The sequence below is a fragment of the Alteromonas gilva genome (assembly GCF_028595265.1).
GTDB lineage: Bacteria > Pseudomonadota > Gammaproteobacteria > Enterobacterales > Alteromonadaceae > Alteromonas > Alteromonas gilva.
Map to the genome: position 1 here is coordinate 309,030 of NZ_JAQQXP010000001.1, position 14,743 is coordinate 323,772.

Genomic DNA, 14,743 nt, shown 5'->3' on the forward strand with positions numbered 1-14,743 from the left:
TCAGGTGTCTACCACAAGGACATTATTGGCCGCCACCTGCATTGAGCAGCAAAAAACACGGTCTTCACTGCTCTGGTGTATTTGGTTATGGTAGCAATACGGAATAAAACCGGTTATCGATGACTTGCTATCCTATAATTGTTCCCCATTTCCATACAGGAAGACTCATTACAGCAACAGGACTATGACTTTGCGATTTTTATTACTACTTTTTATTATCATGCCAATTGCCGAGATTTCGCTGTTGCTGCAGGTGGGCGATCTGATTGGCGGTTGGAATACCATCGGATTGATTGTAATTACTGCGTTTGTCGGGGCTTATTTGGTGCGCCAGGAAGGCTTGTCAACGCTGCAGGCTGCGCAAGCTAAAATGGCCCAAAATCAGGTGCCCGGTAATGAAATGCTGGAAGGTTTATTGCTGATGATTGCCGGTGTATTGCTGGTCACCCCCGGGTTTATCACCGATATTGTCGGCTTTACGTTTGCACTGCCCTTTTCGCGTAAATTTATTGCTGCCAGGGCAGCCAAACATTTAACCGTGCATACCGTCGGTGGAGCGCAACAGCGCACATATCAGCATTACACGGGTGATACGCGCACATCCGGACAGGATGCTGACGGTGAAACAATTGAAGGGGAGTACGTCGATAAATCAGCTAACGACGACTCCCCACGTCTCAAATAGACTCGCTACTACTGCGACGCATCAAGCGCACTTAGTTTCTGTTCCATAAAGGCCTCAAATTCCTGTTGGTTTTGAGGCTGTGCAGGATGCCCCGGCCAGCTGGCAAAAAAGCCGTACTCGTAGTCGGTGGCAGGTTTGAACTGGAAGAGATAGTCGTGGGGGCCTTCGAACTGCCCGGCAACATCGTCTTTGCGCACGAACAACGCCATGCCCAAATCTAAATCATCGCCGAGCAGGTTTTGCTTGCCGTAGGTGGCAATCATAATCCAGTGCTCGCTTTCTTTTTCGATATAGGCAACATTGTCATGACGCACTAAGCCGGTCACCAGATTGGTTAACGGCTGCGACGTCGTCACATTCACCATAGTGCTGGGATCGCCGCTTTCGATAGTGTAAATGGTTTCGACGTCGGCGTTTATGTCAGCCACATTCCAGTTATCATATTGCACCGAAAACTGGCTTTTTTCGGGACCATTTTGTAACAGTTTCCAATGTGTGGCACCGACATTTTTAAAGTGTTCCACCCCATCATCAACCCAGCGGCCTAATGCGCCTAAGCCCACTGATTTGCCGACTTTGAGAGCATCACCGCCCCACTCACTGAGTTCGTGGTAGCTGTCGTAACCGTCCTGACCAACCTGCGGCAGGATGATATCGGTGGTACTTTTTACAAATACATCAATACCGTTTCGCCAGTCGAGATACAAGCGATAACCAACTTGTTCATTTTCCCAGCCCGGACCTTCATAGCGCAGGTAATAGGAGTGATCGGTGAGTTGTTCCGGGGAGGTAAATGACTCCACAGACTCAAACTCAAAGCCATCAGCGACATATTCTTTACCTTGCCATTCACCGCCTTGTCGAACCGACAATTCGGCATGGGTACTATTTTTTTTACTGCTTTGTAATGTGTTGTCCGTGGCCATTTCGGGGCTGTCTGTGCAAGCTGAAAGCATTGCTGACGCAACGATTAACGGCATTGTGAAGTGACGTTTCATGATATTCTCCGTGGCTGTAGTATGGTAAGTTTCGTCGAATTTGTTAATAATCATATTGACAATTGCCACCGGTGGCAATTATTTTAAATATTGTTAACATGGTTTATGTGTAGAATTATTTCATTAACATTTTACGGAAGTAAGCCAGTACCGGTGCAATAATGGTTTAAAACGAAGCGTAAAATTAGCGGGATTGATGTTCTGCCGGTATACGTCTTTAGGAGTTTCACTTGATGTTACAAAAGGTAATAAAGCTAACCGCTGCGGCACTTGCCACGTTGATGTTGGCCAGCTGCGGTAGCGCGACAGACGAGACAAAAAAGGTTCTTCGCCTTGGTCATACGCTTGATACCCAGCACTCGGTGCACAAGGCGATGGTTTTCTTTGGTGAGCGTTTGCATACACTCTCTAATGGCAGCATGGATGTGCAAATATATCCAAGCAGTCAGCTTGGCACTGAACGTGAGATGATTGAATTGCTGCAAATCGGCTCTTTGTCGATGACCAAGGTGTCTGCCAGCCCGCTTGAGGGCTTTGTACCAGCAATGAAAATTTTCAGTATTCCTTATATTTTTCGCGATAATGAGCATTTCTGGAAAGTACTGAACAGCGATGTGGGTAAAGGGCTGTTAACCGGTGTCGAGGAATTTCGTCTTAAAGGTTTAGCGTATTACGATGCGGGTAGCCGCAGTTTTTACACCAATAACAGACCGGTACGTTCGCCTGCCGATCTGGCTGGCATGAAGATCCGTGTGCTTAACAGCCCCACCGCCGTAAAAACGGTTCGCGAATTGGGTGCAGCCGCTACCCCGGTGTCCTGGGGAGAGCTGTATACCGCGCTTCAGCAGGGCGTTGTTGATGGCGCCGAAAATAATCCCCCTAGCTATTACTTGTCACGCCATTATGAAATCGCGCGTTATTATTCACTCGATGAACATACCTCAGTGCCCGATGTCATGTTGATGTCACTGCGAGAATGGCAAAGCTTTACCCCACAGCAACAGGAATGGGTAGCCCAGGCCATGGCCGACTCGGTGATTTTTCAGCGTAAGGCCTGGCAAGCGTCCACAGAAGAGTCGCTGGCAAAAGTGATTGCTGATGGCGTTGAAGTCATTTATCCGGACAAAGGCCCGTTTGTTGAGGCCGTTAAGCCGTTCCACGATAGTTTACGTGGTACTGAAGTTGGTGATCTCATTTCTCAAATTAAGGCCATGTAGTATGCGCAAACTTATTAAGCTTATTGATAATGCAGTGGCGGGCGGGTTAATGCTTGCCATGACGCTTATTTTACTGACTGTCGTATGGCAGGTTGTGTCGCGGTTTATTTTGCAGGATCCGGCCTCTGTTACCGAGGAATTGTCACGTTTTCTGTTGGTATGGATTGGATTGCTGGGCGCTGCTTTTGCTTACCGTCAAAAAGTCCACTTAGGGTTTAATCTGATTGTGGAAAAACAGCCCAAAGCACGTCGCAAATGGATTTTAAGTTTGGTTGAAGTGCTGGTCATTGTATTTTGCGCCGCAACCTTAACCTTTGGTGGGAGTCAGCTGGTATCACTGACCCTGGAACTAGAGCAAATTTCGGCGTCACTGGGGATTAAGATGGGCTATGTGTACACCGTGCTGCCCCTGTCGGGCATGCTGATTATCGGCTACGCCCTGATCAATATTTATAATCTGTGGCTGGCCGAAGACGGGAGCGAACTGTAATGGATATTACTGCAATTACGCTGGTTGTAACCTTTTTTGTATTACTGATATTAAACGTTCCTATTTCTTTTAGCATAGGCATCGCAACGCTGGTGGCCATGCTTATCAACATCGATTTTACACCTGCGGTGACAACCATTGCGCAGCGTATGGCCGGAGGGCTTGATAGTTTTGCTCTGCTGGCTATTCCGTTTTTTGTGTTATCGGGCATGATCATGGGGCGGGGCGGCATTGCCAAGCGTCTCATCAATTGTGCGCTGGCGTTAATTGGTTCTTTACCGGGCGGCCTGGCGCTGGTGAACGTAGTGTCCTGTATGCTGTTTGGTGCCATCTCGGGTTCGGCAGTTGCCACCACATCGGCCATAGGCAGTTTCATGTTGCCCGAAATGAAAAAGCAGGGCTATGACGAAAACTTCAGCGCGGCTGTGACGGCTGCGGCCTCCACCACCGGTATGCTGATCCCACCGAGCAATATTCTCATCGTGTATGCCATTGCCAGTGGTGGTGTATCCATTGCGGCCCTGTTTATGGCCGGCTATGTGCCGGGCATTATGGTTGGTCTGGCGCTGATGATAGTGTGTTTTTTTCATGCCAAGCGTAATGCGTACGCCACCACAGCCAGATTACCACTGCGCGTTGTGGCAAAGCAGGTGGCAGCGGCTATTCCAAGCTTATTTTTAATTTTTCTGGTCATTGGCGGCATTGTAGGCGGCATTTTTACGGCCACGGAAGCCGGTGCGATTGCAGTGGTCTATTCTCTGATACTGGCCGTGGGGTTCTATCGTGAAGTTAAACCTGCGCAATTGCCCGAAATATTGCTTAAGTCGGCAGAAACCACGGCCATTGTAATGCTGTTGATTGCGGCCTCTACGGCAATGTCGTGGATGTTGTCTTTTGCCAATATTCCGCAAAATATCAGTGAGTTTCTGCTCGATATAAGTGATAACCCTATTGTCATTTTGTTACTGATCAACCTGCTGTTGATTGTTGTTGGCGCCTTCTTAGACATGACGCCTGCGGTGCTAATTTTTACGCCGATCTTTTTACCGGTGGCAGCGGAGCTGGGCATGTCGCCACTGCAGTTTGGTATCATGATTGTATTAAATTTATCGATTGGATTATGTTCGCCGCCAGTGGGTGCGGTGTTGTTTATTACCTGTGCTATTGCCAAAACACGACTGGAAAATATTATTAGGCCGTTACTGCCGCTGTATATTGCGATGTTTGGCGTATTAATGCTGGTAACATACGTTGCCTGGTTCAGCGAAGCGCTGCCGGCCTTATTTGGACTGTAAACCGTAAGTAGCCCGGCATATCGGGCTAAATATACTGTCAGCCTCGATGCGCTGTGCTCGTCAACTAGCGCATGCAGGGTGTTAGCGGTACACTGCGGGCTACGAATAAAAAAAATAAAAGAGTACTATGAATGGACAAAAAGCCGACTATAAACGACGTGGCGCGAATCGCCGGGGTGTCAAAACGCACGGTATCCCGGGTTATTAACGGCGCCTCAAACGTCGGTGCTGCTACCCGGGAAAAGATCCAGCGGGTGGTAGATGAGCTCGGCTTTTCTCCGGACAAACAGGCTCGCGGACTGGCGGCCAGCCGGTCTTACCTGATAGGCCTGATTTACGACAACCCGGATGCGTTGTATATCGATCAGGTACAGCGTGGGGTGTTAAATATTTGCTCTACGAAAGGCTACGAACTGGTTGTACACCCTTGCAACTATCGTAGCGATGAATTTATCAGTAATTGCGTGAGTTTTGTGCGGCGCTCCAACATTGATGGGGTTATTGTGATACCGCCGGTGTCTGAGTCCAACGAGCTTGCATCGGCATTGGCCAATCATGGTATTAACTATGTGCGTTTGACTTCGGTGGATATTGATAACAAGCCAAACATAGTGGTATCTGACGATCGGGCTGCATTGAGTGATATGGCCCGGTATCTGGTGTCATTAGGGCATAAAGATATTGCTATTATCAGTGGGCCGAATCATTACTATTCAACCGTTGAGCGTTTGGAAGGGATTACCAATACCCTTGAAGAACTGGGCTTAAAAATTTCGCCGGGGCGGATTGTCGAAGGTAAAAACACCTACGAAAGCGGCATCGAATGTGCCAGAGCGTTACTTATTCAATCGCCCCGCCCGCAGGTAATAGTGGCTAACAACGATGAGATGGCCGCCGGTGTACTTAAAGTTGCTCATGAATTGGGTATTGACGTACCGGGTGAACTATCGGTAGCGGGCTTTGATGACAACTTACTGGCGTCGCGGGTGATTCCGTCGCTTACCACGGTACAACGGCCGGTGGTGGCAATGGCTGGTATTGCCGCTAAGAAAATAATCGCGCTGATCGAAAATAAACCGGAAGAAGGGGCGGGTGAATACACTATCAAGCCGCACCTGATCATTCGTGAATCGACCCGCAAAGCGGCAAAGAGATAAGTTAATTAACGGGCAATTTATGTTTTATGCCCTTTAACTATAATTTTTTGCCACCGGTGGCAAAAATGTTAAAAGCATGGTAAATTATAATCAAGATAGTAGGCTAATAAGGTTATTATGACTGAGCAAACAAGGCTGATACAGGTTCACCCCGACGACAACGTGGCAGTTTCTACCATGGATTTGGCTGCGGATGAAACCGTTGGCGAGTTTTCGCTAACCCTGGCACAGGACATCCCTGCTGGCCATAAGGTAGCGCTGCGTAGTATTGCCGCCGGAGAACAGGTGGTGAAGTATGGCTTTGTCATTGGTATCGCCCAGGCAGATATAAAGCAGGGCGAACATGTTCACAGTCATAATTTAAAAACCGGATTAAGCGGCCAGGAAAAATATGAATATAACCCTGTCAGTGCGGAACAACCGGTAACGCGCGATTCACGAGCCAGTTTTATGGGCTATCGCCGCGCTAACGGTAAAGTAGGTATTCGCAACGAAGTATGGATCATCAATACGGTTGGCTGTGTCAATCGCACTGCCGAGCGTATTGCCGCAGAGTGCGAGCGGCGTTATTTTGGTGAGTGTGATGGCTTTCGTTCATTTACTCACCCCTTTGGCTGCTCACAACTCGGCGATGATCTTAATGATACCCAGAACATTCTGGCCTCCCTGGCGTCGCATCCCAACGCTGGTGCGGTGTTAATTGTTGGGCTTGGTTGTGAGAATAACCAACTGGCAAATTTGCTCGAGAAAGTAGATCGCCCGGCAAACCAAATTCGCTATTTTAATTCGCAGCAGGTTGGCGACGAGGTAGAAGAGGGCATAAAGCTTATTTACGAGATGCTCGATGACGTGGGTAAGTGCCAACGTGAACCCATCGATAGCAGCGAATTAGTGCTTGGTATGAAGTGTGGCGGCAGTGATGCGTTTTCGGGTATTACTGCGAATCCGCTGGTTGGCCGTATGTCAGATTTGATGGTGCGCCAAAACGGCAGCGTATTGCTCACTGAGACACCTGAAATGTTCGGCGCCGAGCAGTTGCTAATGAACCGTGCAACCAGTCAGGAAGTGTTCGGCAATATCGTTGATCTGGTTAACGACTTCAAACAGTATTTTATTGATAACAACCAGCCGGTTTATGAGAACCCTTCACCGGGCAATAAAGCGGGTGGTTTAACGACATTGGAAGAAAAGTCCCTGGGGGCCGTACAAAAAGGCGGTCAGGCACCGGTTAATGGTGTGCTCAAATACGGCGAGCCGTTGGTCAACAAGGGTCTTAACCTGCTTCAGGCACCCGGCAACGATGCAGTAAGTTCTACTGCACTGGCTGCCAGTGGTGCCCACATAGTGTTATTCACCACCGGGCGTGGTACACCGCTCGGGTTTCCTGTACCCACAGTAAAAATCTCATCAAACAGTACAATCGCTCAGAAGAAGCCACACTGGATTGATTTTAACGCAGGCCAGGTGCTGCAAGGCGTCAGTATTGACGACTGCGCAGCGCAGTTGTACCAACTTTGTCTGAACATTGCGTCAGGCGAGAAAACCTGCAACGAAAAGAACGGTAGTCACGAAATAGCAATATGGAAGCGTGGCGTCACCCTGTAAAATAAGAGCATGATATGAAACCTATATTATTACATGAAGACAGACTTTTTCCGGCCGACGAGGCGACGCGCTCAGTTGCTCGCTCACTGTATCAGTCGGTTAAAGATTTGCCCATTATCAGCCCGCATGGTCATACCGATCCCCGTTGGTTCGCCTATGATGAAAATTTTGGCAATGCAACTGAGCTATTTATTTTACCTGATCACTACGTATTCAGAATGCTCTACAGCCAGGGGATCTCACTGGAACAATTAGGCATACGCAGACGTGACGGTGGGCCCACCGAAAGTGACCCGCGCAAGATTTGGCAGCTGCTGGCCGACCATTACTATTTATTTGCCGGTACGCCGTCGAGAATGTGGCTGGATACCGTATTTAAAAATGTGTTTGGTTTAACCGACATGCTGTGTAGCGAAAATGCCATGGAGTATTATGAGTTCATTACCAGTGAGCTTGCCAAGGATGCGTATAAACCCCGTGCCCTCATGGATCGCTTCAATATTGAACTGATTGCCACCACCGAGGGTGCGCTGGACAATTTAGATCATCACCGTGCATTAAAAGGCACTGGATGGGATAAGCGTGTAATTACCTCTTTTCGTCCTGATGACGTGGTGGATGCCTCATTAGAAAACTTTACTCAGAACATAGAGTTGCTGGGTGAACTGACCGGTGAAGATACCACTACCTGGAACGGTTACCTGGATGCTATTCGCAAGCGTCGCGCGGTGTTCCGTGAGCACGGTGCAACGGCGACGGATCATGGTCACCCCACAGCACGTACTGCTAATTTGTCGGCCTCAGAGTGTCAGGCTTTGCTCAACAAGTGCCTGAGCGGCAATAGCAGTGACGCCGATCAGGAGTTATTCCGGGCGCAAATGCTCACCGAATTAGCCGGTATGAGCATTGAAGATGGTATGGTCATGCAGATCCATCCGGGCGCATTCCGTAACCATAATCTGGATGTATTTACCCGCTTTGGCCGCGATAAAGGCGCTGATATTCCGCTGCAAACTGAGTATGTGCAGGCCCTTAAACCGCTGCTCGATAAGTACGGTAGCGATCCGCGTCTGAGTATCATTTTATTCACCCTCGACGAAACCGTCTATTCCCGCGAGCTGGCTCCCTTAGCGGGTCATTATCCCTGCCTGAAACTGGGTCCGGCGTGGTGGTTCCATGACAGTCCTGAGGGGATGTTGCGCTATCGCCATCAGGTCACCGAGACCGCAGGCTTATTTAATACCGTTGGTTTTAACGACGACACCCGGGCGTTTTTGTCGATACCGGCACGTCATGATGTAGCGCGCAGAATCGACAGCCGCTTCCTTGCCAGCATGGTGCTGGAGCATCGGATCAGCGAAGAAGAAGCCGCTGATCTGATTAAAAAGTTATCTTATGATTTGGCGAAAAACGCCTACAAATTAGGGTGAAACGAGTTATGTCTGCGAGTTTAACCAAGCAAACCCTGACGCAATTACCGGCGTCGGTAAAGGTCCCTGAATATCCACGAGAAGAACGCAGTCGCGGCATTGTACATATTGGCCCCGGGGCGTTTCATCGCGCCCATCAGGCAGTGTACACCGATATGGCGATGGCCTACGGCGGCAACTGGCGTATCACCGGGGTATCAATGCGCAGTGCCACGCTTAAGCAGAAGTTGAGCGAGCAGGACAATCTTTACTCGCTGGTGGTGCTCGACAACGACCCCTATGTGCAAGTGGTTGGTGCCTTTGACTCGGTATTGGTTCTGAGCGAAGACCGCGATGCGATTATGCGCGCGCTGACTGACGCAAACACGCATATTATCTCGCTCACCATTACTGAAAAAGGCTACTGCCTCACCAGTAATGGCGATCTTGATACCTCCCATTCGGATATCATGCACGATTTAGCGAATCCGGATACGCCGGTGTCAGCCATTGGTTTAATTGTCAGTGCGTTAAAGTATCGATTTGAGCAACAACAAACTGACATTACGGTGATCAGTTGCGATAACCTGGCGGATAACGGTAAAAAGCTGCACAAAGCCGTTATGCAATTTGCAGCCAAAGTACAACCTGCTCTGGCTGAGTGGATTGGTGCCAACATCTGTTTTCCGTGCACTATGGTCGACAGTATTACGCCCGCAACAGACGAAGCATTGATCGAACTGGCAGAGCAGAAACTCGGTGTTAAAGACAACTGGCCTATTCAGCGCGAAGCCTTTACCCAGTGGGTGGTAGAAGACACCTTTAGTGGCCCCCGTCCGCAGTGGGAAAAGGTTGGCGTAACCTTTACCGACGACGTCGCCACGTTCGAAAATGCGAAATTACGTATTTTAAACGGTACCCATTCAACACTGGCCTATGTGGGGACACTGTTGGGCAAGCAAACCGTCTTTGAAGCCATCAGCGATGAGGCACTGGAACACTTTATTGGTGAACTGTTGCACACTGAAATTTTGCCATCGATTAACGCCGATGGGGTGATGGATTTATCGGCTTATGCAGATGCCATTCTCAATCGTTATAAAAATCGTCATATCCGTCATTTGCTATCGCAAATTGCCTGGGATGGCTCGCAAAAACTCCCCTTCCGTATTTTAAATACGATTCGGGATAACCTTGCAAAAAGCAACGATGCAACGCTGTTATGTGTGCCCATTGCTGCCTGGATTTTGTTTATTGCCAAGCGCCATAACGATCAGGAAGAACTGGTCGATCCGCTGGCAGAAACACTCCTGGGACTGGCTAAGCAATATCACGGTGATACCCAGGGGTTAACCGCTGCGGTACTCAATTTGCCACAGGTGTTTGCCGAACTATCGGCCAACAAGTGGTTTAAAGACACCGTACAATCACACGTGACGCGGTTAGTTGAACTAAACGCTGACAACGCTGCAGACGTGCTGAAAACATTAAAATAATCCCATTGTTTGGTGGCCGGGTAATGCGCTGTATTGCGGCGGCTTTTTGTGAGTAAAAGAATGAGTGTGAAGAAAATTGTCATTTTTGGTGAGTGCATGGTGGAACTGGTTTCTGCTAACGAAACACAGCTTACCAAGAGCTTTGCCGGCGATACCTACAATACCGCGGTTTACTTAAAGCGCAGCGCGCCACAGGTAGCGGTGAGTTATCTCACCGCAATTGGTGACGACTTTTTAAGTAACGAGTTGCTGTTTGCGATGGGGAATGAGCAAATCAGTACCGAACAGGTGTATCGCAGCAGTAAGCGCAATTTAGGTTTATACATGGTAAGAACCGACCAGCATGGTGAACGCACGTTCGCTTACTGGCGGGCAAATTCTGCGGCGACGCAAACCATCAATGCCATGACAAAAGCCCCGGAGGATATTGATTTCTTTTATTTTTCGGGAATTTCGGTGGCGATCCTGGACGAACCGCAACGCTTAAAATTATTTGAGTTATTGGCGACCCTGCGTAACAAAGGCTGCAAAGTGGTTTTCGACCCCAATTACCGGCCGTTGCTGTGGTCGTCCCGTGACGAAGCCAGATTCTGGATGAATAAAAGTTATCAGCTGGCTGATATTGCCTTTCCCGGTGGCGACGACCATTTAGCGCTTTACGAGCATGTGAATACCGATGAGGTACTGGCTCACCTGGCCCCGTTTGAGATTGACGAGGTGGTAATGAAAAATGGCGCAGTAGGGGTGCATATTGTGAACTCTGACGGTCATTTTATTGTGCCGGTACAACAAGTTGCTAATGTGGTTGATACCACCGCTGCCGGTGATGCCTTTAATGGCGGTTATCTGGCTGCCCGCCTGTCTGGCAAGTCGGTCACCGACGCGGCCAGCTATGGCGCTATTGTGGCGGGCACCGTTATACAACACCCCGGTGCGATTATTCCTGCAGACACCTTACACAAAGCGGTGGCGCCGCTTTAGTCGTTACTAAGCTAGCTGGTACCACAATCATCTGTATTGTAAGACTCCCTCCGGGTCAGCACGGTGACTCTGCCGAACCGCTGACCCTTTATTTCGTCCGCTGAAACCCATTATTGACCGTTGGTCATTTAATCTCCCGTTATTGTTTATTACTGGCATTATGAATATCACTGCAAACTGAACAATAGGACAAAGTGATGTTAAGACAAACCATTTTTGCCGTTATGCTGCTGGTGACAGGCATTGCACAAAGCCATGCACAAGGAGTCGAGGGTGACTGGCAGGGCGAGCTTGAGGTACAGCCGGGTGTAACGCTGCCGCTGGTGCTGCATGTAGACAGCACCGACTCGGTATGGCAGGTCAGCCTTGATAGCCCTGATCAGGGCGCTTTCGGTATTGAGGGTAAGGTAATTACTGCTACCGATACCTTGTTAAAGGTGGCGTTTCCGGCAATCGGCGCGTCGTACCAGGCGACACTTAACAATGTCACTTTGTCGGGTACTTTCACTCAGGCTGGCACTGAGTTTAGTCTGATACTGAAGCGTCAGTCATCGGCAAAAGCTGCCGCAGGTAAAGCAGGCAGTGGTCGTCCACAACATCCTACAGCACCATTTCCGTATGTGGTGGAAGACGTCACCTACCCCCATGTGAGCGGTGAATTTGAGTTTGCCGCCACACTTACCAAACCTGAGGGCAAAGGCCCTTTTCCGGCGGTTATACTGGTATCCGGTTCAGGCCCGCAGGACCGCGATGAAACACTGATGGGGCACAAGCCGTTTCTGGTGCTCGCTGATCACCTCACCAAAGCCGGTGTGGCGGTACTGCGGTTTGACGATCGCGGCACGGCGCATAGCGGCGGCGTCTACCAGGGCACAACTATCACTGGCTTTAGTACCGACGTGGAGTCGGCCTTTGGGTATTTATCCGACCGCAGTGATATCGATGCCAGCCAAATAGGTCTGCTTGGCCACAGTGAAGGCGGCGTTATTGCACCCGTGTTTGCAGCACGTCAGCCAGAGGTGGCCTTTGTAGTATTACTGGCCGGGCTGGGGGTAGACGGTAAAACGTTGTGGGCAGAACAACAACGGGATATTGCGGCGGCTTACGGTCATCCCAACGCGTCGGCAGTTTATACGCTGATGTCTGATATTGCCCAGCGCGTTATTGATGGTAGCAGCGCAGCGCAGATCAAACAGCAACTCCTCAATGCCGGTTATGAGGCGCCAGTGGCGCAGCAGTACACCAGCCTGATCGCCAATGAATGGGGGCGCAGCTTTTTTACCTACCAGCCTGCTGACGTACTGGCAAAGCTTAACATGCCGGTACTGGCCCTGAATGGCGACAAAGATATTCAGGTGGCCGCGGCAACGAATATGCCAGCCATGCAGGCAATATTTGCGCAGGCAGGTCATAACGATGTAACGTTATTAACCTTACCGGGGCAAAACCATCTGTTTCAGGAGGCTGACACCGGCCTACCTGATGAGTATGGCAAACTCACGCAAACGATGGCGCCTGCTACGTTAACCACCATCTCAGAATGGATAACGGCACGAGTGGACAATTAGAAACAATGAAACAGTACTGGTGGTTTCAAATTATCGGCTGGGGTGTTTTTTATCTCAGTGATACCCTGCTGAAAATTTCGGTGGGGGTGGTCGATATGGCCCTGTTTATGGCCGTGCTCATTCTCTACGTTTACGGTTGGCTGGTCAGTCATGCCATGCGGCACTGGTATCGTAAGTGGCGGCGTCACAACTTAATTGTCGTGGTGCTGGAGATTTTTGCGGTGTCACTGCTTGGCGCTGCTGCGGCCACCAGTTTAATGTTGGCAACGCTGGTGGTCATTCAACATCCGATTATTGGCCAGGCTGCCGGCTCGCTGGATTTGTTGTTTTTAAATAACTGTTTAGTGCTGTGGGTAGTGTTGGTGATATGGAGTGGCCTGTATTGCTTTATTACCCGCCAGCGCAAAGTCGATGAGCTGGAGAGCGTGCAGGTGGGACTGGAGCACACCTTGCAGCAGGCCAAACTCAGTGCACTACTTACCCAGCTTAACCCTCACTTTATGTTTAACTGTATTAATAACATTCGGGCACTGATCCTCGAAGATACCGGTAAGGCCCGCGATATGCTGGCAGATTTGGCCGATATGCTGCGCTATAACCTGCAATCTGATGCCGGTGAAAAGTCGACGTTAGAGTCTGAGCTGAGTATCGTGACTACCTATATCAGTCTCATGAAAATGCAGTATGAAAAGCGCCTCAATTACCAGGTAGAGGTGGATGACGAGGTCAACCTGCAAAGTTGTGTACCGCGTTTGCTACTGCAGTTGCTGGTAGAAAACGCCATTAAACATGGAATTGCAACGCTGGCCGACGGAGGAAGTGTTGCAGTAAAGGTTAGCGTAGCGGAGCAGAGGCTGTGCATCGACGTTATAAACCCCGGCGTATTTAAGCCTGGTGACTCAGGCATTGGCGTGACGAATATTCGTCAGCGTTTACAGTTGCTTTACGCGGGCCGTCAACTATTTACCCTCCAACAAGTGGGTGATCAGGTGGTTGCCCACGTTGAGATCCCGGTTGAGGATAATACATGCGCGTAGTCATTGTTGAAGATAGTCGCCTGGCGCGTTTAGAGTTATGTGAACAGCTATCGGGTATTGCCAACGTGACAGTGGTTGGTCAGGCAGATACGGTTGACAGTGCCGAGCAGGTAATCGCCGAGACGCAACCAGACTTACTGTTACTGGATATTGATTTGCCTGGCGGCACCGGCTTTGATCTGCTGGCCAGGCTCGACCCCCTGCCAAGAGTGATTTTTACCACCGCCTTTGATGAATTTGCGGTACGGTCTTTTGAGGTCGACGCCATCGATTACCTGCTTAAACCGGTCACGTTGCCGCGCTTACAAAAGGCGCTGGATAAGGCGGTTAAGCTAGACTCACTTCAACAGGCGCACGCCAGTCACAGCGCTGATTTACTGGATGCTGAGAGTCAGTTATTCGTAAAAGAAGGCGACGAATGCTGGTTGATTAAGCTCAAAGAGGTGCAGTTGCTGGAGTCGGTAGGTAATTACACGCGAGTGTACTTTTCGACTCACAAGCCGATGTTAAACAAAGCCATGTCGCACATAGAAGCACGCTTACCGGGGAGCGAGTTTTTTCGGCTTAACCGCTCCGAAATTATTAATCTGGCCTTTATAAAAGATATCGACGTTACTTTAAACGGGCAATGGCAGGTCACCATGCAAAATGGCCGGGTGCTGGTGCCGTCACGCCGTCAGGCGCAGGCCTTCAAGCAACGGTTATCACTGTAAGCCCGGTTAAACAGTATATCCTGTACCCGCTGCCTCGACGCAGGAAGAATAAAATGAAACCATGAGTATGGATATCGGGGTCCTTAGCTTTT

13 protein-coding genes are annotated in these 14,743 nt (G+C 49.6%); 12 read left to right on the plus strand and 1 reads right to left on the minus strand.

What is annotated here, in order from left to right:
* Window positions 1-184 precede the first annotated feature (184 nt).
* The gene (locus OIK42_RS01495) at window positions 185-685 is read left to right on the plus strand and encodes an FxsA family protein (RefSeq protein ID WP_374211832.1); all 501 of its coding nucleotides are present in this window, start codon (window positions 185-187) and stop codon (window positions 683-685) included.
* An 8-nt stretch (window positions 686-693) separates the two neighbouring features.
* Here the strand turns inward: OIK42_RS01495 and OIK42_RS01500 are convergent, their stop codons facing one another.
* Window positions 694-1,683 (minus strand): DUF4861 family protein, encoded by a 990-nt coding sequence (locus OIK42_RS01500; protein ID WP_273637787.1) that lies wholly within the window; start codon window positions 1,681-1,683, stop codon window positions 694-696.
* A 233-nt stretch (window positions 1,684-1,916) separates the two neighbouring features.
* Between OIK42_RS01500 and OIK42_RS01505 the strand changes: the two genes are divergently transcribed.
* The 11 genes from OIK42_RS01505 to OIK42_RS01555 all read left to right on the plus strand — a co-directional run bounded on the left by OIK42_RS01505 (window position 1,917) and on the right by OIK42_RS01555 (window position 14,651).
* Window positions 1,917-2,900 carry a TRAP transporter substrate-binding protein gene (locus OIK42_RS01505; protein WP_273641367.1) on the plus strand — a complete coding sequence of 328 codons (984 nt, stop codon included), beginning with the start codon at window positions 1,917-1,919 and terminating at the stop codon, window positions 2,898-2,900.
* 1 nt (window position 2,901) lies between these two features.
* Window positions 2,902-3,390: a TRAP transporter small permease gene (locus OIK42_RS01510; protein WP_273637788.1), complete on the plus strand. Its 489-nt coding sequence runs from the start codon at window positions 2,902-2,904 to the stop codon at window positions 3,388-3,390.
* Window positions 3,390-4,685 (plus strand): TRAP transporter large permease, encoded by a 1,296-nt coding sequence (locus tag OIK42_RS01515; RefSeq protein WP_273637789.1) that lies wholly within the window; start codon window positions 3,390-3,392, stop codon window positions 4,683-4,685. Before OIK42_RS01510 ends, OIK42_RS01515 begins: the two co-directional genes overlap by 1 nt.
* A 131-nt stretch (window positions 4,686-4,816) precedes the next feature.
* Complete coding sequence (locus OIK42_RS01520; protein WP_273637790.1) at window positions 4,817-5,842, plus strand: LacI family DNA-binding transcriptional regulator; 1,026 nt, start codon at window positions 4,817-4,819, stop codon at window positions 5,840-5,842.
* Between the two features lie 117 nt (window positions 5,843-5,959).
* Window positions 5,960-7,447: a UxaA family hydrolase gene (locus tag OIK42_RS01525; RefSeq protein ID WP_273637791.1), complete on the plus strand. Its 1,488-nt coding sequence runs from the start codon at window positions 5,960-5,962 to the stop codon at window positions 7,445-7,447.
* A gap of 14 nt (window positions 7,448-7,461) precedes the next feature.
* Window positions 7,462-8,877 (plus strand): glucuronate isomerase, encoded by a 1,416-nt coding sequence (uxaC, locus tag OIK42_RS01530; RefSeq protein WP_273637792.1) that lies wholly within the window; start codon window positions 7,462-7,464, stop codon window positions 8,875-8,877.
* Window positions 8,878-8,885: 8 nt separating this feature from the next.
* Entirely contained in the window at window positions 8,886-10,352 is a 1,467-nt protein-coding gene (locus OIK42_RS01535; protein ID WP_273637793.1) for a mannitol dehydrogenase family protein, read from the plus strand.
* Between the two features lie 66 nt (window positions 10,353-10,418).
* Window positions 10,419-11,333 carry a sugar kinase gene (locus OIK42_RS01540; protein WP_374211833.1) on the plus strand — a complete coding sequence of 305 codons (915 nt, stop codon included), beginning with the start codon at window positions 10,419-10,421 and terminating at the stop codon, window positions 11,331-11,333.
* Between the two features lie 197 nt (window positions 11,334-11,530).
* Window positions 11,531-12,901, plus strand: coding sequence for an alpha/beta hydrolase family protein (locus tag OIK42_RS01545; RefSeq protein ID WP_273637794.1), 1,371 nt, complete (start codon window positions 11,531-11,533; stop codon window positions 12,899-12,901).
* 5 nt (window positions 12,902-12,906) lie between these two features.
* On the plus strand, window positions 12,907-13,938 hold the full coding sequence (locus OIK42_RS01550) for a sensor histidine kinase (RefSeq protein ID WP_273637795.1): 1,032 nt from the start codon (window positions 12,907-12,909) through the stop codon (window positions 13,936-13,938).
* Window positions 13,929-14,651 (plus strand): LytR/AlgR family response regulator transcription factor, encoded by a 723-nt coding sequence (locus OIK42_RS01555; RefSeq protein WP_273637796.1) that lies wholly within the window; start codon window positions 13,929-13,931, stop codon window positions 14,649-14,651. The genes OIK42_RS01550 and OIK42_RS01555 overlap by 10 nt, the downstream gene beginning before the upstream one ends.
* Window positions 14,652-14,743 lie beyond the last annotated feature (92 nt).

Excerpts from the sequence above, each read along its gene's own strand:
- OIK42_RS01535 (WP_273637793.1), top strand. The coding sequence starts at position 8,886 with ATGTCTGCGAGTTTAACCAAGCAAACCCTGACGCAATTACCGGCGTCG.
- OIK42_RS01525 (WP_273637791.1), top strand. The coding sequence starts at position 5,960 with ATGACTGAGCAAACAAGGCTGATACAGGTTCACCCCGACGACAACGTG.
- OIK42_RS01555 (WP_273637796.1), top strand. The coding sequence starts at position 13,929 with ATGCGCGTAGTCATTGTTGAAGATAGTCGCCTGGCGCGTTTAGAGTTA.
- OIK42_RS01495 (WP_374211832.1), top strand. The coding sequence starts at position 185 with ATGACTTTGCGATTTTTATTACTACTTTTTATTATCATGCCAATTGCC.
- OIK42_RS01500 (WP_273637787.1), bottom strand. The coding sequence starts at position 1,683 with ATGAAACGTCACTTCACAATGCCGTTAATCGTTGCGTCAGCAATGCTT.
- uxaC (WP_273637792.1), top strand. The coding sequence starts at position 7,462 with ATGAAACCTATATTATTACATGAAGACAGACTTTTTCCGGCCGACGAG.
- OIK42_RS01545 (WP_273637794.1), top strand. The coding sequence starts at position 11,531 with ATGTTAAGACAAACCATTTTTGCCGTTATGCTGCTGGTGACAGGCATT.
- OIK42_RS01505 (WP_273641367.1), top strand. The coding sequence starts at position 1,917 with ATGTTACAAAAGGTAATAAAGCTAACCGCTGCGGCACTTGCCACGTTG.
- OIK42_RS01550 (WP_273637795.1), top strand. The coding sequence starts at position 12,907 with ATGAAACAGTACTGGTGGTTTCAAATTATCGGCTGGGGTGTTTTTTAT.
- OIK42_RS01510 (WP_273637788.1), top strand. The coding sequence starts at position 2,902 with ATGCGCAAACTTATTAAGCTTATTGATAATGCAGTGGCGGGCGGGTTA.
- OIK42_RS01515 (WP_273637789.1), top strand. The coding sequence starts at position 3,390 with ATGGATATTACTGCAATTACGCTGGTTGTAACCTTTTTTGTATTACTG.
- OIK42_RS01520 (WP_273637790.1), top strand. The coding sequence starts at position 4,817 with ATGGACAAAAAGCCGACTATAAACGACGTGGCGCGAATCGCCGGGGTG.